The organism is Wenzhouxiangella limi, from assembly GCF_010499265.1.
Taxonomy (GTDB): Bacteria; Pseudomonadota; Gammaproteobacteria; order Xanthomonadales; family Wenzhouxiangellaceae; genus Wenzhouxiangella; species Wenzhouxiangella limi.
The window spans coordinates 49,042-69,683 of record NZ_JAAGSC010000039.1 but is presented as its reverse complement, the minus strand read 5'-3'; the positions used below and the strand labels follow the sequence as shown (position 1 = coordinate 69,683).

Sequence of the window (20,642 nt, the reverse complement as noted above, 5' to 3'; positions counted from 1 at the left end):
CCGAAACCTTAACCCTGAACCCTGAACCCTAAAAACTCAAAATCGCACTGGCGATCGAAAAGTAAACCAGAATCCCCAGCACGTCGGCTACCGAGGTGATCAGCGGGGTGCTGGCCGTGGCCGGGTCCATGTTCAGCCGCTGCAGGATGAACGGCAGCAGCACGCCGATCATCGCGCCCATGATGACCACCGCCAGCATCGCCAGGCCGACCACCAGCGCCAGCTCCAGGCCCAGCTCGGGACCGCCGCGCCAGGCGCCGACCGCGGCCACGGCCACACCCATGGTCAGGCCCAGGCCCAGGGCGACGGCAAATTCCTTGCCCCACATTTTCAGCCAGTCCTTGGCCTCGACATCACCCGTGGCCAGGGCGCGCACCATCAGGGTGGCCGACTGGCTGCCGGCGTTGCCGCTGCCGGCGATGATCAGCGGCAGGAAGAATACCAGCGCGATGACCGCTTCGATGGCCGGCTCGAACAGGGCGATCGACAGCCCGGAGACCAGGTTGACCAGCACCAGGATCAGCAGCCAGCCGATGCGCTTGCGGTACAGAAAGCCGGCCGAGGCCTCGCGCAGGGAAACGTTGAGGCTGCCGGTGCCGCCGAGCTTGTGGAAGTCCTCGGTGGTTTCCTGCTCGGCCACGTCCATGATGTCGTCGACGGTGACGATGCCGAGCATGACCCCGTTCTTGTCGGTTACCGCCAGGGTGTTGATGTCGTAGCGCTGGATGACCTGGACGGCCTCCTCGCGGTCGGCGGCGGCGTGGACGGAGTAGTACTCCTCGTCCATCAGGGTCTCGACCTTGGCGTCTTGGCGGGCGAGGATGAAATCCTTGAGCTTGACCGCGTCGAGCAGGTGGCCGCGGGCGTCGGTGACGAACACGAAGTTGATGGTCTCGCCTCGATGGGCTTCGTGGCGGATATGGTCGAGCGCCCGGGCCACCGTCCAGGTCGGCCGCACGGCGACGAAGCGCGGGGTCATCAGTCGGCCGATGGATTCTTCCGGGTAGCCGAGCAGCTTGAGCGACTGCTTGAGGTCGTCCGGGCTGAGCAGTTTCAGGAAGTTCTCGAGATCTTCGGGCTCGAGATTTTCCAGGAACGCGGTGCGGTCGTCGGGCACCATTTCCCTGAGTAGCCGGCGGGCCTCGTTTTGCTCGAGGCTGTCGATGACCTCGCGCTGCAGGCCCGGGGTCAGGTAGGAGAAGGTGTCGGTCCGGCGCTCCGGCGGCAGCGTACGGAGCACCGCGATGCGCTCTTCGGCTTCCAGCTCGCCCATGGCATCGGCGATGTCCTGGACGGCCATCTCCTCGAGTTTCTCGGCCATTTCCTCGGCCCGCTCCAGGCGGATCAGGGCGACGAGCTCGATGATTGCGCCTTTTTCTGCCATGGATTGCGTCCTCGGGTGAGTGGAGAGCCGATAGGCTGCTGCCGGCTATGCGTGAGTATGGTAGCAAGCCGGCCAATCGGGGCTGACTGTTATAATGGGAAATTGACCTGCCGGAGTGATTTGCCATGCGCCTGATCGAAGAAGCCCTGACCTTTGACGACGTCTCGCTGGTGCCGGCCTACTCCGATATCCTGCCGCGCGACGTCGACCTGTCGACCCGCATCACCCGCGATCTGCGCCTGAACGTGCCGCTGGCCTCGGCGGCCATGGACACCGTCACCGAGGCCCGCCTGGCGATCGCCATGGCCCAGGCCGGCGGCGTCGGGGTGATCCACAAGAACATGTCCATCGAGCACCAGGCCGAGCAGGTCCGCATCGTAAAGAAATACGAGGCCGGCGTGATCAAGAACCCGATCACGGTCAGCCCGTACACCACCATCCGCGAGGTCATCGACCTGACCCGCCTGCACAACATCTCCGGCGTGCCGGTGGTCGACCACGACGAGCTGGTCGGCATTGTCACCAGCCGCGACATGCGCTTCGAGACCCGCCTCGACGATCCGGTACGCAACATCATGACGCGCAAGGACAAGCTGGTCACGGTCCAGGAGGGTGCCAGCCAGGAAGAGGTGCTCGGGCTGCTGCATCGCTATCGCATCGAGAAGGTGCTGGTGGTCAACAAGCGTTTCGAGCTCCGGGGTCTGATCACGGTCAAGGACATCCAGAAGTCCAAGGATTTCCCCAACGCCGCCAAGGACAGTTCGGAGCAGTTGCTGGTCGCCGCGGCGGTGGCCACGGGCGGCGATACCGAAGACCGGATTGCAGCCCTGGTCGAGGCCGGCCTCGACATCGTCGTGGTCGACACCGCGCATGGCCACTCCAGCGGCGTGCTTGAGCGCATCCGCTGGGTCAAGCAACACTATCCGGACGTGCAGATCATCGGCGGCAACGTCTCGACCGGCGACGGCGCCCAGGCGCTGGCCGAGGCCGGTGCCGACGGGGTCAAGATCGGCCAGGGACCGGGCTCGATCTGCACCACCCGGGTGGTGGCCGGCGTCGGCGTACCGCAGGTCACCGCCGTTGCGGCCGCCGCCGAGGCGCTCAGAGAGCTGTCGGTGCCAGTGATCGCCGACGGCGGTATCCGCTTTTCCGGCGATCTGGCCAAGTCGATCGCCGCCGGCGCCTCGGCGGTGATGATCGGCAGCCTGCTGGCCGGCACCGAGGAAGCGCCCGGCGAGGTCGAGCTGTTCCAGGGCCGGTCGTACAAGAGCTACCGCGGCATGGGCTCGCTGGGCGCGATGCAGCTGGGCTCCAAGGACCGCTATTTCCAGGCCGACACCTCGGCCGAAAAACTCGTGCCCGAGGGTATCGAGGGCCGGGTGCCGTACAAGGGCTCGATGGAAGGCGTGGTCCACCAGCTCATGGGCGGCTTGCGCTCGAGCATGGGCTACGTGGGCTGCGCGACCATCGACGAGATGCGCACCCGCCCGCGCTTCGTGCGCATCACCGCCTCGGGCGTGCGCGAGTCGCACGCGCATGATGTGACGATTACCAAGGAAGCACCCAACTACAAGCTGGGTTGATGGGCTTGCCAAGGTCAAAAAACTTAAGGGAACCGCAGATGAACGCAGATGAACGCGGATTTGAATTTCTCTGGTTTTTATCTGCGTTGATCTGCGTTCATCTGCGGTTTCTTTAGGAGCTTTGTCGCTATGACGGCCGATATTCACGCCGACCGGATTCTGATTCTGGACTTCGGCTCGCAGTACACCCAGCTGATCGCGCGTCGGGTGCGCGAGATCGGGGTGTATTCCGAGATCATGCCGTTTGACGTTGGCGATCAGGCGATTGCCGATTTCGCCGCCTCGGGCATCATCCTGTCGGGCGGGCCGGAGTCGGTGGCCTTCGACGACAGTCCGCGCATTCCGCCGGTGGTGTTCGAGCTGGGCGTGCCGCTTTTGGGGATCTGCTACGGCATGCAGGCCATGGCCACGCATTTCGGCGGCACGGTCAGCCCGTCGGATGAAAAGGAATTCGGCTACGCCGAGGTGGCCCTGCACGAGCCGGGCGAGCTGTTCCGCGGCATCGAGGATCGCATCGACGCCGATGGAAGGGCGCTGCTGGAAGTCTGGATGAGCCACGGCGACAAGGTCACCGAGCTGCCGCTGGGCTTTAAGACCCTGTGTACCACCCCGTCAGCGCCGATTGCCGGCATGGGCGACGACGAGCGTCATTACTACGGCCTGCAGTTCCACCCCGAGGTGACCCACACCGCCCAGGGCAAGCGCATCCTCGAGCGCTTCGTCCACGAGATCTGCGGCTGCGGCGCGACCTGGACCACCGAGGCGATCATCGACGACCAGCTTGAGCGCGTGCGCGAGCAGGTCGGCTCGGATACCGTGCTGCTGGGCCTTTCGGGCGGGGTCGACTCCTCCGTAGTCGCGGCCCTGCTGCACGAGGCGATCGGTAATCAACTGCTGTGCATCTTCGTCGACACCGGCCTGTTGCGCTATCAGGAAGGTGACCAGGTCATGGCCACGTTTGCCGAGCACCTGGGCGTTCGCGTCGAGCGGGTCAACGCGCAAAAGCAGTTCATGGACGCGCTGGCCGGGGTGTCGGATCCGGAGGAAAAGCGCAAGATCATCGGCCGCGAGTTCATCCGGGTATTCGAAGCCGCGGCCAAGACCCACCAGGAAGCCGCCTGGCTGGCCCAGGGCACGATTTACCCGGACGTGATCGAGTCGGCCGGGGCCAAGACCGGCAAGGCCAAGGTGATCAAGTCGCACCACAACGTCGGCGGCCTGCCCGAGGAGATGAACCTGAAGCTGGTCGAGCCCTTGAGAGAGCTGTTCAAGGACGAGGTGCGCCGCATCGGCATCGAGCTGGGCCTGCCGCGCGAGCTGGTCATGCGCCACCCCTTCCCGGGGCCGGGGCTGGGCGTGCGGATTCTGGGCGAGGTCCGGCCGGAGTTTGTCGAGCCGCTTCAAAAGGCCGACCACATCTTCATCAGCGAGCTGCGCCAGGCAAATTTGTACGACCAGGTCAGCCAGGCCTTCGCGGTGTTCTTGCCGGTCAAGTCGGTGGGCGTGGTCGGTGACGCACGCCGCTACGAGTACGTGATTGCGCTGCGCGCGGTCGAGACCGTGGACTTCATGACCGCACGCTGGGCCTACCTGGACCACGCGTTTTTAGACCACGTTTCGCGCCGCATCATCAACGAGTGCGGGGGGGTCTCGCGCGTGGTCTACGACATCTCCGGCAAGCCGCCGGCGACCATCGAGTGGGAGTGAGCGCTCAGGTCTGGTCGTCGACGCTCGCGTCTGCCGACTGCGTTGCCACGCTCTTCATGCCGTTGCGGCAGCCCGATTCCGAGGCATAGGTCTGGCTGGTGCCGATGACCTGGCCGTTGCTGGCCTTGAGCCTGAAGGTCCATTTGCCGGTGGCGGTCTGGTTGCATTCGAAGCGGTCCGGGTTCTGCGAATTCTTCTTGACCGATTCGATCCCGTTCAGGCAGCTGGCCTTTTGGCCGTAGCCCTCGCTGCCGAGGATGTTCTGGCCGTTGCCGGCCTTTAACCGAAAGCGAAATTCCCCGGCCTTGTCCTTGTAGATCTCGAATTTGCCAGCCATGTTTTCTCCTTAGTTGATGAACGTGAGCCGACACCCCGAAGCAGTGTCTGGGCCAATGATGATCCGTTCCGGTCGGAATTCCCAGCCTGATTAGTGCATGTTTTCATCGCCGATCCAGTCCGGCTGGATGGATGGGCTACACTTTCCCGTGAACTCTTCGGGCGCTGACATTTCGTGAAACTCATCATCCAGATTCCCTGCTTCAATGAGGCGGAAACCCTGCCGCTGGCGCTGGCTGAACTGCCGCGCGAGGTGCCCGGCTGTGATGTCGTTGAATGGCTGATCATCGACGATGGGTCCAGCGACGACACGGCCGAGATCGCGCGCGCCCACGGTGTGGATCATGTGGTTCGCCATACGCGCAACCAGGGTCTGGCGCGGGCGTTCATGACCGGTCTGGAGCGCGGGCTGGAGCTGGGCGCCGATGTCATCGTCAACACCGACGCCGACAACCAGTATCACGGCGGCGATATCGAAAAACTGGTCGCGCCCGTGGTGGCCAAGGAGGCTGACCTGGTCATCGGCGAGCGCCCCATCAGCCATATCGAACACTTCTCCTGGCTCAAGAAGCAGCTGCAGAAGCTGGGCAGCTGGGTGGTGCGCAAGGCCAGCGACACCGAGGTTCCCGACGCGCCCTCGGGCTTTCGCGCCATCAGCCGGGCGGCGGCCACCGAGCTCAACGTATTCAATAACTACACCTACACGCTTGAGACCATCATCCAGGCCGGCCAGCGCAACATGGCCATCGCCTCGGTGCCGGTGCGGGTCAACGACGACCTGCGGCCCTCGCGACTGGTCAAGAGCATACCGTCTTACATCAAGCGTTCGATGATCACGATCGTGCGGATCTTCGTGATCTATCGGCCGTTTCGTTTCTTTGCGGCGATCGGTTCGGTCAGCTTGTTGCTCGGCGCGCTGCTCGGGCTGCGTTTCCTGGTCTACTGGCTGCTGGGCGAGGGTGACGGCCATGTCCAGTCGCTGATCCTGGCCGCGGTGCTGCTGATCGCTGGCTTCCAGACCGTGCTGGTGGCTTTTCTGGCCGATCAGCTGGCCGCCAACCGGCTGCTGCTGCAGCAGATTCGCTCGCGCATGCTTCGTAACGACTATGATCGATCCGGTAAGAAGATTTGAGCCGGGACTCCTCTGATTCCGGACTGTGGTTCCTGGCGCTACTGGGGTTGCCGGTGCTTTCCCTGGCACCGCTCTACGGGACCTGGCCGCTGGATCACCTGATGTCGCTGGGCCTGATGCTGCCGGCGCTGGGCGCGATCGAATGCTTTGCTCAGACTGGCGCCTGGTTTTACTGCCCGCTGACCTCGCTGGGTGAGCAGCATGCGCTGACCTATGGATTGCCGATGGTGCAGGTGGCTGGTTTGATCCGCAGACTGGCCCCGGTTGATTTGCTCACGGCATGGAACCTGGCCTCGTTGCTGGTGTTGTATGTGGCCGGTCTGGGAAGCCAGGGGTTTCTCCGCGCAATTGGCGTAAATGTCTGGTTGGCGGTGGCGGGTTCGATCCTGTTTCTTGCGCTGCCGATCGTTTTTGCCAAGAGTGGCTACCCGCTCATGCTGTGGGGTTTTGCTCTGCTGCCGGCGGTGCTTTGGGCCCAGTTAGTGGCTTGGCGTTTACACAATCATGTATTCGCTTTTGCGTTGCTGGCGGTGGTTTTTTCGTTGGCCCTGTTCCAGGAGCCCTACAGTCTGGTCATGGCGCTTACCTTCGGTGGCTGGCTGGCTATTGCGCAGTTACTGACCGCCGCACGCGCAAGCTGGCCGTCTAAGGTGCTTCGTGTCCTGGTTTGGCTGGCCGCCGCACTGCTCGCCGTTTTTCTCTATCGTCAATACATTCCTGGCGGGGCGGATTACGCGGTTATGCCGATGGACTATTTTCGCGGGCAGGGTATCGATCTTTTGGCCTTTCTGTCGCGAAATCCTGCGTTGTACGCACTGGGTCCGCTGTGGGGTGTCGGCGCTCTCGAGCCCGCGCTTTTTTACACCGACGGTGAGATGACCGCTCACAGTTACCTGGGTCTCGGATTGGCGATGGGTCTGCTGGGATTCGTCATTTTGGTGCGACCCTGGCGAAATACGTTGCATATGGTCTTGCTGGTTTCAGTGGTGGCCGCCTTTCTGATGGCGCTCGGGCCTTCGCTGAAAATTGCCTCGGTGGCTGAAGACCGTGTTGCTGATGCCCCCGTGACCTTTGATACCTATCGAATGCCCGCCGAGGCTGCGGTGGTGGGTTTGCCCCATGCGTTTGTTTACGAGATCGCGCCGTTTTCCAATATGCGATCGGTCTCGCGTTGGTACCTCCTGGTTGCCATAGGACTGGTGGCTATGCTGATGCTCTTTTTCCAGGAGTTAACTGGACGCGGCCGCCCGGGCAATGCTGTTGCCATCACGCTGCTGCTCTGGGTAGCTGCTGAGTATTTTCCCGATTTTTCTCATCGTCTGGCATTAAGCGAAGGTTTTTCGAACGCTTTCCGGCAGCTCGATTCCGCTGCAATCGAAGAACTGTCAACGCTGGTCAGTCCAGGTGAGCGCGTGGTCTTCGTGGCCGGTGACCGCTACGGCAACGAGTTTTTTTCGACCTACTTGTGCGCGCGTGCAGGATGCCGGACCTTCAACGTCTCCGGCGACAAGCCCCGCCGCCTGGCAGTCGCTTCCTGGCCGGAGGCGCTGCGCGAGCGGCTGACGCAATCAGCCAGCGCGGCGCAGCGCGCGCAACTGCTCAACGAGGTGGACTTCGACGTGTTGGTCGTGCCCCATTTCCATATGCGTTGGGACAGCTATACCTGGCCACCAGCCGACGAACGACGGGCAGAGTTGCGTGCTGTGGCGGAGAGCTACCATGCACTGGAAGGCTTCGAGGTTGTTTCCGGCAACTGGTTCACCACCGTCCGGACAATGTCAGCAGAGCGACACTCCGACAAGCAGCAGCCCTGGCAGGCGAAATAATCCGGATGTTTTCTGCTCCGTTTTTTATAGTCGGCTGTGGTCGTTCCGGAACCACGCTATTGCGTTCCATGCTCGACAGTCATTCACTGGTCGGCGTGCCGCTGGAGTCGCTGTTCATCATTGATTATCTCAATGCACGGCGGCCGCTGCCGGCGCTGCAGCGACTGTTACCGAAAGAATACGAGCTCAAGGAATGGGGACTGTCCTGTACCACAGCTGATTTGAACAATTGTCGGTCGGCTGCGCAGCTTGTTGACCGCGTTCACCGACTCTACCTGAACCGCCAACAAAAGCAGCGCTGGGGGCAGAAAACCCCTCGCTTCGTGCGCTATATGCGTTTGCTGAGAACGCACTTTCCGGGAGCGCGCTTCGTGCATGTTGTCCGTGATCCGCGCGCTGTCGCCAGTTCTTTGGTCCGCTCGGAGGTGCATCGCTCGACCTGGTACCACGCCGCGTGCCGCTGGAAGAATGACGTGGCTGCCGGTCTGGATTTCGAACGCGATCATCCCGACGAGGTGCTGCGCATTACCTATGAGCGTCTGGTGAATGAGCCGGAGGTCGTGCTGCGAAGCGTGTGTGCCTTTCTGGACCTCGATTTTCAACCGGCCATGCTCGAATACCATCAACGCGCACCCGATGCTTACGGCAGCTATTACCAGGGGATTCACGCCGGTCTGGCGCAGCCGGTTTCGGCGCGCTCGGTCCATGCCTGGCAAAGCCGGACTGACTCCTCTCAGATCGCGCTGGTCGAGTCGATTTGCGGTGATTTGATGGATGAGCTGGGCTACGCGCGCCAGACCGGCGGCGGACTGCGGCCGGGCTGGCTCCCTCGATCCGGTTTCGCGGCCCGGCGTTTGGTCGGCCTGGCAGCGCAAGTGCGTCACTACGCCACCCACCGTACTGGCTACATCCCCTGCGTGATTCGGCGCAAGCTGGCGCTGCGCACGCTGGGACCACTGCCGGTCAATCGCTGATGACGCACTGGCGTTGGCTCAGGCGCGCGCTGGGTTACGTCTTGCTGGCGCTGGCGCTGGGCTTTTTGAGCCAGCGTTTGTTGCAGCTGCGCGGGTCTGTGGTCGAGCAGACCGTCGTGCCGGGGCTGGACGCGGTCATGCTGTCAGCCGCACTCAGTCTGCTGTGGTTGCTGACCATGATGGCCGGCTGGTGGTGGATGCTGCGCTTTCATGCAGGGACCGTGACGCCAGCGGGGCCGCGAGGGCTTTTTTCCGCCTTCATGCAGTCATTCATCAGCCGCTATGTTCCGGGCAAGGTTTGGCCGGCCGTTGTCCTGTGCGACCGGTTGGCCGACCTGGTTGCGCCGGCGCCTGCACTGCGCAGCTACTTGCTGGCCCAGATGCATCTGACGGCCAGCGCCGCCGTTTTGGCCATCGGCAGCCTGCCTTTGTTGCTGTCGCAAGCTCAATCCTTGAGCACCACGGCCAAGATTGGTCTGGCCGCCGCCCTGGCCGCGGCGCTGACCTGGGCACTGGCGCCACGCCCGTTGTTTGCCGTCGCCCAGCGCAGCCTGCCGCTGCCGGCCCGATGGCGGCAGCACCTGGTGTTCGAAGGGTCGGTGGGCCAGTGGGCGGTTGGGTTCGCCTTGTTCATCCTCGTCGGAGTGTTGCAAGGTGGGGCACTGATTCCGCTTTGGCAGGCGGTCGCCGAGGCCGATCAACAGCTGAATCTTTCAGGCATGGTGTCGGTGATCTGCGCCTATGCCGCGGCTCGCATCATTGGTCAGGGGGTGGTGGTGATTCCCGCCGGCATCGGCGTACGGGAGGGGGCTTTTGTTTTTCTCGCCTCCGGTCTGTCGCCGGAAGCGGCCCTGGTCAGTGCTTTGTGGCTGCGGCTGATCGCGACGGCGATGGAATTTGCGGTCTGGCTGGCGAACGCCGCGCTGGATTGGCGGCCAGCCCGATGAACAGCGAGCGCGACTGGATGCACCACGCCTTGGCCCTGGCGCGCAAGGCCGAAGCCATCGGCGAGGTGCCGGTGGGTGCCGTGCTGGTGCGCGACGACGAGGTACTGGGGGAGGGCTTCAATACCCTGATCCGCGACCACGACCCGTCAGCCCACGCCGAGATGATCGCGATCCGGGCCGCGGCGGCTCGCGTGGGCAATTACCGCCTCCCCGGCGCCACCCTCTATGTCACCCTGGAGCCGTGCGCGATGTGCGCCGGCGCGATCGTCCAGGCCCGCATCGCTCGCGTGGTCTACGGTGCTGACGATCCGCGCACCGGCGCCGCGCGCTCGGTTTTCCGGGTACTCGACAGCCCGGCGTTGAATCACCGCTGCGAGGTCGTGTCCGGGGTGCTGGCCGAAGAATCGGCCGCGATGTTGCGCGCCTTCTTCCGGGCCCGGCGCTGATTGGGCAAGCCCTGCCGGTGGTATGATTTGCCGCTTGTTGATTCGCATGGACCCATGAAACCGTGAACCGAACCCTTTTGTTAGCTTTGCCGGCAGCGCTGCTGCTGGTCGCCTGCTCGGAGTCCGAGCCACCGCCCATGCCTGAAGCGCCGACCGCGCCGATGGGTACCGAAGCCGAGCCCGAGGACGTCATCCCCGAGCCGGAAGAAATCAATCCGCTGCTGGCCGACAGCGATCTGCCCTACGGCCTGCCGCCGTTCGATCAGATCCGCAACGAGCACTTCCTGCCCGCCTTCGAGCAGGGCATGGATGAGCAGATCCAGGAAATCGAGGCGATTGCCGACAACTCGGAGCCGCCGACCTTCGACAACACCATTGTTGCCCTGGAGCGGGCCGGGCAGACCCTGGCCGGCGTGCAGCGCGTGTTCGGGAACTTGAGCGGGGCCCACACCAACCCCGACCTGCAGGCCGTCCAGCGCGAGGTCTCGCCGCGGCTGGCGGCGCACCGCGACGCCATCCTGCTTAACCCGAACCTGTTTGCCCGCATCGAGACCCTCTACGAGGACCGCGACTCGCTGGAGCTGGACGCCGAGTCGCTGCGCCTGCTCGAGCACGTGTATCGCCAGTTCGTCCGCGCCGGCGCCCGGCTGGACGAAGACGGCAAGGCGCGTCTGCGCGAGATCAACTCCGAGCTGGCCGCGCTGGGCACGGAGTTCAGCCAGAAGGTGCTGGCCGAGGTCAACGACTCGGCCGTGGTCTACGACGACGTCGACATGCTGGCCGGCCTGAGCGATTCGCGCATCGAGTCGGCCGCCAGCGAGGCCGTCGAGCGAGAGCAGGGCGAGGGCAACTATGTCATCACCTTGCTCAATACTTCGGGTCAGCCGCCGCTGGCGTCCATGGACAACCGGGCCGCGCGCGAGCGCCTGCACACCGCCTCGCTCGATCGCGGCAGCCGCGGCAACGAGCACGACACCACTGCCACCGTCAGCCAGATCCTGGCGCTGCGCGCCGAGCGCGCCCGCATGCTGGGCTACGACACCCACGCCGACTACGTGCTCGAAGAGCAGACCGCCGGCAGCGTCGAGACCGTCAACGAGCTGCACGAGCGGGTCGGTCCGATCGCCGTGGCCAACGCCCGGCGCGAGGGCGAGGCGCTGCAGGCCCTGATCGACGAGGCCGCCGAAGAAAGCGGCGAAGAGCCGTTCGAGCTGGCTTCCTGGGACTGGGCCTACTACACCGAAAAGCTGCGCCAGCAGCGCTTCGATTTCGACGATGCCGAAGTGCGCCCGTACTTCGAGATGCGCAACGTGCTGGTCAACGGCGTGTTCTATTCGGCCGAAAAACTGTTCGGCATTACCTTCGTCGAGCGTGAGGACCTGCCCAGCTACCACCCTGACACCACCGTCTGGGAAGTTTTTGACGCCGATGGCGAGGGCATGGGCCTGTTCATCACCGACTTCTACGCCCGCTCGTCCAAGCGCGGCGGGGCCTGGATGAACTCCTACCGGGTCCACTCCGGCCTGCTCGGCGGCTATCCGGTGGTCGGCAACCACTTGAACGTCCCCAAGCCGCCGGAAGGCGAGCCCACGCTTTTGACCTGGGACGAGGTCGTGACCATGTTCCACGAGTTCGGCCACGCCGTCCATGGCCTGTTCTCGGACGTGCGCTTCCCGACCTTTGCCGCCACCTCGGTGCCGCGCGATTTCGTCGAGTATCCCTCGCAGGTCTATGAAATGTGGGCCGACTGGCCGGAAGTGCTGGCCAACTACGCCATCCACTACGAGACCGGCGAGCCGATCCCGCAGGAGTTGCTCGACCGGGTGATGGAGGCCGCGCTGTTCAACGAGGGCTTCCGCACCACCGAGTACCTGGCCGCATCGGTCCTCGACATGGCCATGCACCAGCTTGGCCCCGACGAGGTCCCGGGCCCGGATGAGGTGATGGCGTTCGAGGCCGAGGTCCTGGCCGCGGCCGGCATGGATTACGACCCGGTCCCGCCGCGCTACCGCACGCCTTACTTTTCGCACAGCATGGGCGGTTACTCGGCCGGCTACTACTCGTATTTCTGGGCCGAGGTGCTGGACGCCGACAGCGTGCTCTGGATCCGCGAAAACGGTGGCCTGGATCGCGAAACCGGCCAGCGCCTGCGCGATACCGTGCTGTCCAAAGGCGGCAGCAAGGAGGCCATGGAGCTCTACCAGGACTTCGCCGGCCGCGTTCCCGGCATCGAGCCGCTGCTCGAGCGCCGCGGCCTGATCGAGGACTGAAGCGCTCGCTTTTTGCAACACCTGCCCGTTCACCGGGCGCCCGGTGGGGCGCCTGGTTCCCTGCTAAAATTCTTTAAAAGTGCCCCTGCCGAGGTGGCGGAATTGGTAGACGCGCTAGGTTTAGGTCCTGGTGCCCTTTGGGCGTGGAGGTTCGAGTCCTCTCCTCGGCACCAGCATTCTTACGACTAGCGACTAGCTGCGGTGCTGCGCGCGGGCTTCATTTCGCTGGCGCGAAAAGCCGCCCCCGCTGCGATATTGGTTCTTGCGCTTCAGGTGCTGGGATAGGGGAGCGGAATCAGGATCGTGGTGCCCAGGGGGAGACTCGAACTCCCACATTCTTACGAATACTAGCACCTGAAGCTAGCGCGTCTACCAATTCCGCCACCTGGGCACAGGTGCTGCCCGAGTGGGCAGTGTCGCGATGCGCTGGAGTTGATCCAGCAAGCCGCGCATTATAAGCATTCGGGGCGCTTTTGTCATCCATTTCTCCGCCGCCACCACGCAAAAGGCGACCGCCGCAACGGTCGCCTTTTGGGATAAGTGTGGCCGAGGCAAGGGGGGGAACCTCGGCCACGATCCCGGCGGGGAAGGGGGATCCCCCAGTCCGGAATTCTCATTTTACGACCATGAAGCGAGATGTCAAGCACACTTTTGCCGATCAGATGGGTTTTTTGCACGAACAAGGTGGGGTGTGCGCCGGTGATGTCGTCCACGGGAAGGCGCCGCCAGACCGTTATAATTGCGGCTGTTTTTGCAATGAAGAACAGGCATGGATTTTCAACTGACTGAAGAACAGCAGATGATTCAGGAGGCTGCGCGGGATTTTGCCGTCAACGAGATCGCGCCGGTTGCCGCTGAACTGGACGCATCGGCCGAATTCCCGCTGGACAATATTCGCAAGATGGGCGACCTGGGCCTGATGGGCATCGAAGTCCCCGACAGCTACGGTGGCGCCGGACTGGACACCATTGGCTACGTGCTGGCGATGATCGAGGTCAGCGCGGCCGACGCCTCGCACGGGACCATCATGTCGGTCAACAATTCGCTGTTTTGCAACGGCATCCTCAAGCACGGTAGCGAAGACCAGAAGCAGCGTTTCGTGCGCGCCATCGCGTCGGGTGAGGAAATCGGTGCCTATGCCCTGACCGAGCCGCAGTCGGGTTCGGATGCCTCGACCATGAAATCGCGCGCTGTTCTGTCCGAAGACGGCAGTCATTACCTGATCAACGCGCGCAAGTCCTGGATCACCTCCGGCCCTTACGCGCGCTACCTGGTGCTGTTTGCCTCGACCAAGCCCGAGGCCGGGGCCAAGGGTATTACCGCCTTCATCATCGATACCGAGGAGCCTGGATTCAGCCGCGGCAAGACCGAGCCCAAGCTCGGCATCCGCGCCTCGGCGACGTGCGAGATCGAGCTGGCCGATTACCGCTGCCCGGTGGCGCATCGTCTGGGTGAAGAAGGCGAGGGCTTCAAGATCGCCATGGGCGTGCTTGATGCCGGCCGCATCGGCATTGCCGCCCAGGCTGTGGGCATCGCCCAGGCGGCCTATGAGGCCTCGCTGAGCTACGCCCGCGAGCGCAAGGCCTTCGGGGCCGAAATCGGCACTTTCCAGATGATCCAGCAAAAACTGGCCGACATGAAGACCAAGCTGGAAGCGGCGCGTCTGCTGACGCTGCACGCGGCCTGGGCCAAACAGCAGGCACAAAAGACCGGGGCGCGTTTTACCGTTGACGGTTCCATGGCCAAGCTGTTTGCCTCCGAGGCCGCGATGTGGATCGCCCACCAGGCGGTACAGCTGCACGGCGGTATGGGCTACAGTAAGGAGATGCCGGTTGAACGCTATTTCCGCGACGCCAAGATCACGGAAATCTACGAAGGCACCAGCGAGATCCAGCGCATGGTGATCGCCCGCAGCGAGACGGGCTTGCGCTAGGCAGCAGAACAAGAAGGCGGTTGGACGAGAGAGGATCGGCCGCCGGACACGACAACAAAAACATCCAGAGTCGGGGCTGGACATGAGTGCATCGGAAGAAGCGGTCAAGCGCGAGCGTCTCGACGCTGTCGGCCGGGAAATCATCGAGCGCGGCGGTAGCGAGGCCGACGCCGGCTTTGCGCATGCGTTTTTGCAGCGAGTGCCGCCGGCCGAGCTGGCCGAGGCGGGGGTGGAAGAGCTGGCCGCCATGGCGCGCGGCATGCGCGAGTTTGCCCGCCAGCGCCTGCCGGGCGCGGCGCGCGTCCGGGTCTACAACCCCGAGCGCGAGCGTGACGGCTGGCAAAGCCCGCACACCGTGGTCGAAATCATCAACGACGACATGCCGTTTCTGGTCGACTCGGTCGTTCTGGCGCTGACCCGGCTGGGTATTTCGGCCCAGCTGATCATCCATCCGGTGCTCAGGATCCGTCGCGACCAGGGCGGTCACTGGCTGGAGATGTGTCCGGCCGAGACCGACATCAACGGCGAGTCGATGATGCACGTCCAGATCGACCGTCAGTCCTACCCCGAAACCCTGTCGGAAATCGAGCAAAGCATCGGCGACGGCCTGGCCGACGTGCGCCGGGCGGTGACCGACTGGCCGGCGATGTGCGAGCGCGCCCGCGCCATCGCCCGGGATTTCGGCGGCAAGGACGACCGGATCGGACAGCTCACCTGCCGGGAGGCACACGACTTCTTCATCTGGCTGGCCGACGATCATTTCACCTTCCTGGGTTACCGCGAGTACCGCATCGAAGAGCGCGACGGCGAACGGGTGTTGCGCGCGCTGCCCGAAACCGGGCTGGGCATCATGCACCCCGATCATCGCTCGGCGCCGACCCGGTCGCTGCGCGAACTGTCGCGCGGCGCCGAGCGCCAGACCGCGGACAACCCGATCATCATCACCAAGACCAACGCCAAGTCCACCGTCCATCGCGGCGGCTACATGGACTACATCTCGGTGCTGGACTTCAACGAGGCCGGCGAGGTGACCGGCGAGAAGCGCATCATCGGCCTGTTCACCTCGGGCGCCTACATCCGCCGCTGCCAGGACACCCCCCTGGTCCGGCGCAAGGTCGAAGAGGTCATGCAGGCCTCGGGGCTGCGGTCCAACAGCCACGCCGGCAAGGCCCTGGTCCACATCCTGGAATCGCTGCCGCGCGATGAGTTGTTCCAGGCCAGCGCCGATGAACTGCTGGAGCTGGGCACCGGTATTCTCGACCTGCAGGAGCGCAGCCAGACGCGCCTGTTCATCCGGCGCGAGCGCTTCGGCCGCTTTTTCTCCTGCCTGGTGTTCATCCCCCGCGACCGCTTCAATACCGAAAACCGCGAAAAGATCCAGGCGATCCTCAAGCGATCGCTCAAGGGCGAGCGCCTGGACTTCACCGTCCAGGTCGGCGAGTCCAAGCTCGCCCGGGTCAACGTCATCGTCCGTCCGCGCGCTGACGGACCGGTCGAATTCGACCTGCAGGCCATCGAGCAGCGCATCAAGCAGGCAATCCGTTCCTGGTCCGACGAACTGGCTGAAATCCTCGTGCGCGAACACGGCGAAGACCAGGGATTGGAACTCAGCCGGCGCTTCGGCGAGGCGTTTCCGGCCTCCTATACCGAAGAAGTCTCGCCGCACGTGGCCAGCTATGACGTCGCCCACGCGGCCAGCCTGCGCAACCTGGACGATCTGCGCATGAGCCTGTACCGACCGCGTCAGCGCGGCGATAACGGCAACCGCAGCGACAACAGCCTGCGCTTCAAGCTGTTCAAGCACGGCCAGCCGATTCCGCTCAGCGAAGTACTGCCGATGCTGGAAAACCTGGGTCTGCGGATCGTTTCCGAGCGGCCGTATCAGCTCAAGCTGGCGACCGGCCACCCGTTGTGGATCCAGGATTTCGATATGCACCCGGCCGGCAGCCAGGAGATCAACCTGGCCGCCGTGCGCGATAATTTCCAGGCCGCCTTCGAACAGATCTGGCGCGGGCGCTGCGAAAACGACGGATTCAACCGCCTGATTTTGCTGGCCCAGCTGGACTGGCGCCAGGCTAGCCTGCTGCGCGCCCTGGCCAAGTATCTGCTCCAGACCGGGATGCCGTTCTCGCAGGCCTACATGGAACAGACCCTGGCCTCGTCGCCGCTGGTCGCGCGCCTGCTGGTCGAGTATTTCGAGCGCCGCCTGGATCCGGCCCGCCACCATGAAGGAAAAGCCCAGCGCGCGACCGCCCGCCGCACCCTGGAGACCCACTGTAAGAAACTGGCCGACGGCTACGACGACGCCGTGCTGGGCGAATACCTCGAAGAGGTCTGTTGCACGCGGGATGCAGCGCCCGACAAGGAGGGTGCGAAGCTGGTGCGCAAGACCATTCTGCGCGTGCTCGACAGCGTGGCCTCGGCCGACCAGGATCGCATCCTGCGGGCTTTCTGCGACCTGGTACGCGCCATTCTGCGCACCGGCTATTTCCAGCAGGACCGGCGCGGCGAGCCGCGCGATTACGTCGCCTTTAAGCTCGACTCGACCCGGGTACCCGATCTGCCGCGGCCGCGCCCGGACCGCGAGGTCTGGGTTTACTCGCCGCGTACCGAGGGCATCCACCTCAGAGGCGGCAGCGTGGCCCGCGGCGGCCTGCGCTGGTCGGACCGGCTGGCCGATTTCCGCACCGAAGTGCTCGGCCTGATGCGTGCCCAGAGCGTCAAGAACACCATGATTGTCCCGGTTGGCGCCAAGGGCGGGTTCGTGGTCAAGCAGCCGCCGCCCGGCGACGACCGCGACGCGCTCATGGCCGAGGTGGTTCACTGCTACCGAAGTTTCATCAACGGCCTGCTCGACATCACCGACAACCTCGACGGGGAAGACGTCAAGCCGCCGCGTGACGTCGTCCGCCACGACGGCGACGATCCCTACCTGGTGGTCGCGGCCGACAAGGGCACGGCCACGTTCTCCGACATCGCCAACGCGATCTCGGCCGAGCACGGCTTCTGGCTGGGCGATGCCTTCGCCTCCGGCGGTTCCAACGGCTACGACCACAAGGCCATGGGGATCACCGCCCGCGGCGCCTGGGAGTCGGTCAAGCGCCATTTTCGCGAGCTCGGCACCGACATCCAGCGCCAGCCGTTCACGGTGGTCGGCATCGGCGACATGGCCGGCGACGTGTTCGGCAACGGCATGTTGCTCTCGCGCCAGATCTGCCTGAAAGCCGCCTTCAATCATATGCACATCTTTCTTGACCCCGATCCGGACCCGGACGCGAGCTTCGGCGAGCGCGAGCGCCTGTTCAAGCTGCCGCGCTCGACCTGGGCCGATTACGACGAGGCGCTGATCTCCGAAGGCGGCGGCGTGTACTCGCGCCAGGCCAAGTCGATCCCGCTGTCACAGCCGGTGCGCGATTGGCTGGGCGTGGAGACCGAGAGCATGGCGCCGCACGAGCTGATCCGCGCGCTGCTGGCCAGTCCGGTCGATCTGCTCTGGAACGGCGGTATCGGCACCTACGTCAAGGCGGCCGGCGAATCGCACGCCGACGTCGGCGACCTGGCCAACAACCTGGTGCGCGTCGACGGGCGCGACCTGCGCTGCCGGGTGGTGGGCGAGGGCGGCAACCTGGGTCTGACCCAGCGTGGGCGGATCGAGTACGCCCTGGCCGGCGGGCGGCTCAACACCGATTTCATCGACAACTCGGCCGGGGTCGACTGCTCCGACCACGAGGTCAATATCAAGATCCTGCTTGACCAGGCGGTCAAGGAAGACCGCCTGGCGCCGGCCGAGCGCAACGAACTGCTGGCCGAAATGACCGACGAGGTGGCATCGCTGGTGCTGCGCAGCAACTATCTCCAGACCCAGGCCATCAGCATGATGGAGAGCCTGACCAGCAACCGGCTGGGTGCCGAGGCCCACCTGATCGCCATGCTGGACCGCAAGGGCGTGCTGGATCGCGATCTGGAGGACCTGCCCGATGAGGAGCAGCTGCGCGAGCGCGTCGCCCGCGGGGTCGGCCTGACCCGGCCGGAGCTGGCCCTGCTGATGTCCTACAGCAAGATCACGCTGTATCAGGACGTGCTCGACTCCGACGTGCCCGAGGATCCCTACCTGTCGCGCGAGCTCGAGGACTATTTCCCGGCGCCGCTTACCGAGCGCTTTGCCGACATGATGCCCGGCCATCGCCTGTGGCGCGAAATCATCGCTACGCGAGTGACCAACTCCATCGTCAACCGCATGGGGGCGCATTTCGCGACCCGCATTCGCGAAGACACCGGCGCCGATTCGGCCACCATGGCCAAGGCCTACACGGTCGCGCGCGAAGTTTTCCGGGCGCGCGACTACTGGGCCCGGATCGAGGCGCTGGACAACCAGGTGCCGGCCGCGCAGCAGACCGAGGCGGTGCTGGAAATGTGGAACCTGCTGCGCCAGGCCACGCGTCGATTGATCGCGCTGCCCGGCGGCCGCGCGATTGACATCTCGAGCAAGGTCGACCGTTTCGCGCCGGGGCTGGCCGAGTACGAGGCCCAGCTGCCCGATCTGCTGGACGAGGAACTGTGCGCCCAGCTGGCCGAGCGGCGCCAGGGGCTGGTCGAAGACGGTTTCCCCGAAGATCTGGCTTCCCGAGTCACGGCGATCCGCTATCTGCAACCGTCGCTGGACATTGTCGACGAGGCGGCCAGCCAGGATCTGCCCGTCGGTCGGGTAGCGGCGATCTACTTCGGCCTGATCGATCGGCTGTGCCTGAAGTGGCTGCGTTCACAGATCGAGCAGCTGCCGGTGGAGCGGCAGTGGCACGCCCATGCCCGCGGCAATCTGCGCGATACGCTTTATGGTTATCACCGTCAGCTGACCCGGCGGATACTGGCCGAAAAAGGCGAAGAAGCCGATCCGGTCGCGGCCTGGTTCGGCGACTACCAGGCCGAGACCGCCCGAGTGGCGGTGATGCTGGAGGAAATGCGCAACACCTCGGCCGGTGATTACCCGTCGTTGCAGGTGGCGCTGAACGGGATCGATCAGCTGCTCAAGGCCACCGCGCAATGACCGTAGCGCCGGCCATCTCCTTGCTGGCCAGCGAGCATCCCGGGGCGCGCGAGGCGGTGATCGAGCTGGAGAATCGATACGGTCGGGTGGCCCCGGAAAAGGCCGACGTGCTGGTTGTGCTTGGCGGCGACGGTTTCATGCTGCACACCCTGCACGAGCACGCCGAGCTGGATCTCCCCGTCTTCGGCATGCGCCTGGGGGAGGTCGGCTTCCTGATGAACCGCTACGCCCCTGAAGACTTGCCGGAACGCATCAGCGCGGCGCGCGCGGTCACGCTCAATCCGCTGCGGATGGTCTGTGAAACGAAGGCGGGCGAGCGCTTCGAGGCGCTGGCGTTCAACGAGGTCTCTCTGCTGCGCCAGATCAACCAGGCCGCCCATGTTCGTATCGTGGTCAACGGCCGCGAACGCCTGGAGCGGCTGGTGGCCGACGGCGTGCTGGTGGCCACCGCCGCCGGCTCGACCGCCTACAACCTGTCGGCCCACGGCCCGATCCTGCCGCTGGGCACCGAAGCGGTGGTGTTGACCCCGATCAGCCCGTTTCGCCCGCGGCGTTGGCAGGGCGCGATTCTGCCGGCCAAGGCTGAGATCGAGCTGGAGGTGCTGCAACCAAAGCGTCGCCCGGTCAGCGCCACGGCCGATTACGACGAGGTGCGTGACGTTAGCCGGGTCTGGGTGTCGCTGGACCGCAAGATCGGCCCGCGCCTGCTGTTCGACCCGGAACATTCGCTGGAGGAGCGGATCCTGAAGGAGCAGTTCCTGATTCCCGACGGATAAGAGGGTGGAGATGGATCGGGGACAGGGAGATGGATCGCGTGGTGGTGGACGCCCCGCCGCCTCCGGCGGCTTCAGGATCGAGAAGGGCCGGGTGGTGGAGAACGCCTCGCCGCTTCCGACGGTATCGGGACGAAGAAGGATCGGGTGGTGCGGGAGGGCGGAGACGGATCGGGTGGTGCCGGACGCCCCGCGACCTCCTTCGGCATTGGGGGGGATGGAGAGGGATCGGGTGGTGCCGGAGGACGGAGATGGATCGGGTGGTGCCGGACGCCCCGTCGCCTCCG

14 protein-coding genes and 2 tRNA genes are annotated in these 20,642 nt (G+C 64.6%); 13 read left to right on the top strand and 3 right to left on the bottom strand.

Features of this window, described 5'->3' with window-relative positions; all coding sequences use genetic code 11:
* Positions 1-28: 28 nt before the first annotated feature.
* Complete coding sequence (gene mgtE / locus G3I74_RS06015; protein WP_164210683.1) at positions 29-1,384, bottom strand: magnesium transporter; 1,356 nt, start codon at positions 1,382-1,384, stop codon at positions 29-31.
* A 125-nt stretch (positions 1,385-1,509) separates the two neighbouring features.
* On the opposite strand from mgtE, the gene guaB reads away from it, so the two are divergent.
* Both guaB and guaA read left to right on the top strand, forming a co-directional pair.
* Positions 1,510-2,967: an IMP dehydrogenase gene (guaB, locus tag G3I74_RS06010; RefSeq protein ID WP_164210682.1), complete on the top strand. Its 1,458-nt coding sequence runs from the start codon at positions 1,510-1,512 to the stop codon at positions 2,965-2,967.
* A gap of 129 nt (positions 2,968-3,096) precedes the next feature.
* Positions 3,097-4,674: a glutamine-hydrolyzing GMP synthase gene (guaA, locus tag G3I74_RS06005; RefSeq protein ID WP_164210681.1), complete on the top strand. Its 1,578-nt coding sequence runs from the start codon at positions 3,097-3,099 to the stop codon at positions 4,672-4,674.
* Between the two features lie 4 nt (positions 4,675-4,678).
* On the opposite strand, the gene G3I74_RS06000 is transcribed toward guaA, so the two are convergent.
* A complete protein-coding gene (locus G3I74_RS06000; RefSeq protein WP_164210680.1) occupies positions 4,679-5,011 on the bottom strand; it encodes a YegP family protein in 333 nt (110 codons plus the stop codon).
* A gap of 174 nt (positions 5,012-5,185) precedes the next feature.
* On the opposite strand from G3I74_RS06000, the gene G3I74_RS05995 reads away from it, so the two are divergent.
* The 7 genes from G3I74_RS05995 to G3I74_RS05965 all read left to right on the top strand — a co-directional run bounded on the left by G3I74_RS05995 (position 5,186) and on the right by G3I74_RS05965 (position 12,778).
* A complete protein-coding gene (locus G3I74_RS05995) occupies positions 5,186-6,142 on the top strand; it encodes a glycosyltransferase (protein ID WP_164210679.1) in 957 nt (318 codons plus the stop codon).
* Entirely contained in the window at positions 6,139-7,968 is a 1,830-nt protein-coding gene (locus G3I74_RS05990) for a DUF6311 domain-containing protein (RefSeq protein WP_203594583.1), read from the top strand. Before G3I74_RS05995 ends, G3I74_RS05990 begins: the two co-directional genes overlap by 4 nt.
* 5 nt (positions 7,969-7,973) lie before the next feature.
* Positions 7,974-8,942 (top strand): sulfotransferase family protein, encoded by a 969-nt coding sequence (locus tag G3I74_RS05985; protein ID WP_275401492.1) that lies wholly within the window; start codon positions 7,974-7,976, stop codon positions 8,940-8,942.
* Positions 8,942-9,889 (top strand): hypothetical protein, encoded by a 948-nt coding sequence (locus tag G3I74_RS05980; RefSeq protein ID WP_164210676.1) that lies wholly within the window; start codon positions 8,942-8,944, stop codon positions 9,887-9,889. Before G3I74_RS05985 ends, G3I74_RS05980 begins: the two co-directional genes overlap by 1 nt.
* Positions 9,886-10,335, top strand: a complete 450-nt coding sequence (gene tadA, locus G3I74_RS05975; RefSeq protein ID WP_164210675.1) for a tRNA adenosine(34) deaminase TadA — start codon at positions 9,886-9,888, stop codon at positions 10,333-10,335. The genes G3I74_RS05980 and tadA overlap by 4 nt, the downstream gene beginning before the upstream one ends.
* Positions 10,336-10,397: 62 nt before the next feature.
* On the top strand, positions 10,398-12,605 hold the full coding sequence (locus G3I74_RS16185; RefSeq protein ID WP_203594582.1) for a M3 family metallopeptidase: 2,208 nt from the start codon (positions 10,398-10,400) through the stop codon (positions 12,603-12,605).
* A gap of 87 nt (positions 12,606-12,692) precedes the next feature.
* Positions 12,693-12,778: transfer RNA gene (locus tag G3I74_RS05965), tRNA-Leu, on the top strand.
* A gap of 131 nt (positions 12,779-12,909) precedes the next feature.
* Here the strand turns inward: G3I74_RS05965 and G3I74_RS05960 are convergent.
* Positions 12,910-12,996: transfer RNA gene (locus G3I74_RS05960), tRNA-Leu, on the bottom strand.
* A 235-nt stretch (positions 12,997-13,231) separates the two neighbouring features.
* On the opposite strand from G3I74_RS05960, the gene G3I74_RS15685 reads away from it, so the two are divergent.
* From G3I74_RS15685 to G3I74_RS05945, 4 genes are all read left to right on the top strand, one after another.
* On the top strand, positions 13,232-13,390 hold the full coding sequence (locus tag G3I74_RS15685) for a hypothetical protein (RefSeq protein WP_203594581.1): 159 nt from the start codon (positions 13,232-13,234) through the stop codon (positions 13,388-13,390).
* A complete protein-coding gene (locus G3I74_RS05955) occupies positions 13,375-14,538 on the top strand; it encodes an acyl-CoA dehydrogenase family protein (RefSeq protein ID WP_164210674.1) in 1,164 nt (387 codons plus the stop codon). The genes G3I74_RS15685 and G3I74_RS05955 overlap by 16 nt, the downstream gene beginning before the upstream one ends.
* A gap of 82 nt (positions 14,539-14,620) precedes the next feature.
* Positions 14,621-19,582, top strand: coding sequence for an NAD-glutamate dehydrogenase (locus G3I74_RS05950; protein ID WP_164210673.1), 4,962 nt, complete (start codon positions 14,621-14,623; stop codon positions 19,580-19,582).
* A complete protein-coding gene (locus G3I74_RS05945) occupies positions 19,579-20,358 on the top strand; it encodes an NAD kinase (RefSeq protein ID WP_164210672.1) in 780 nt (259 codons plus the stop codon). The genes G3I74_RS05950 and G3I74_RS05945 overlap by 4 nt, the downstream gene beginning before the upstream one ends.
* Positions 20,359-20,642: the final 284 nt, after the last annotated feature.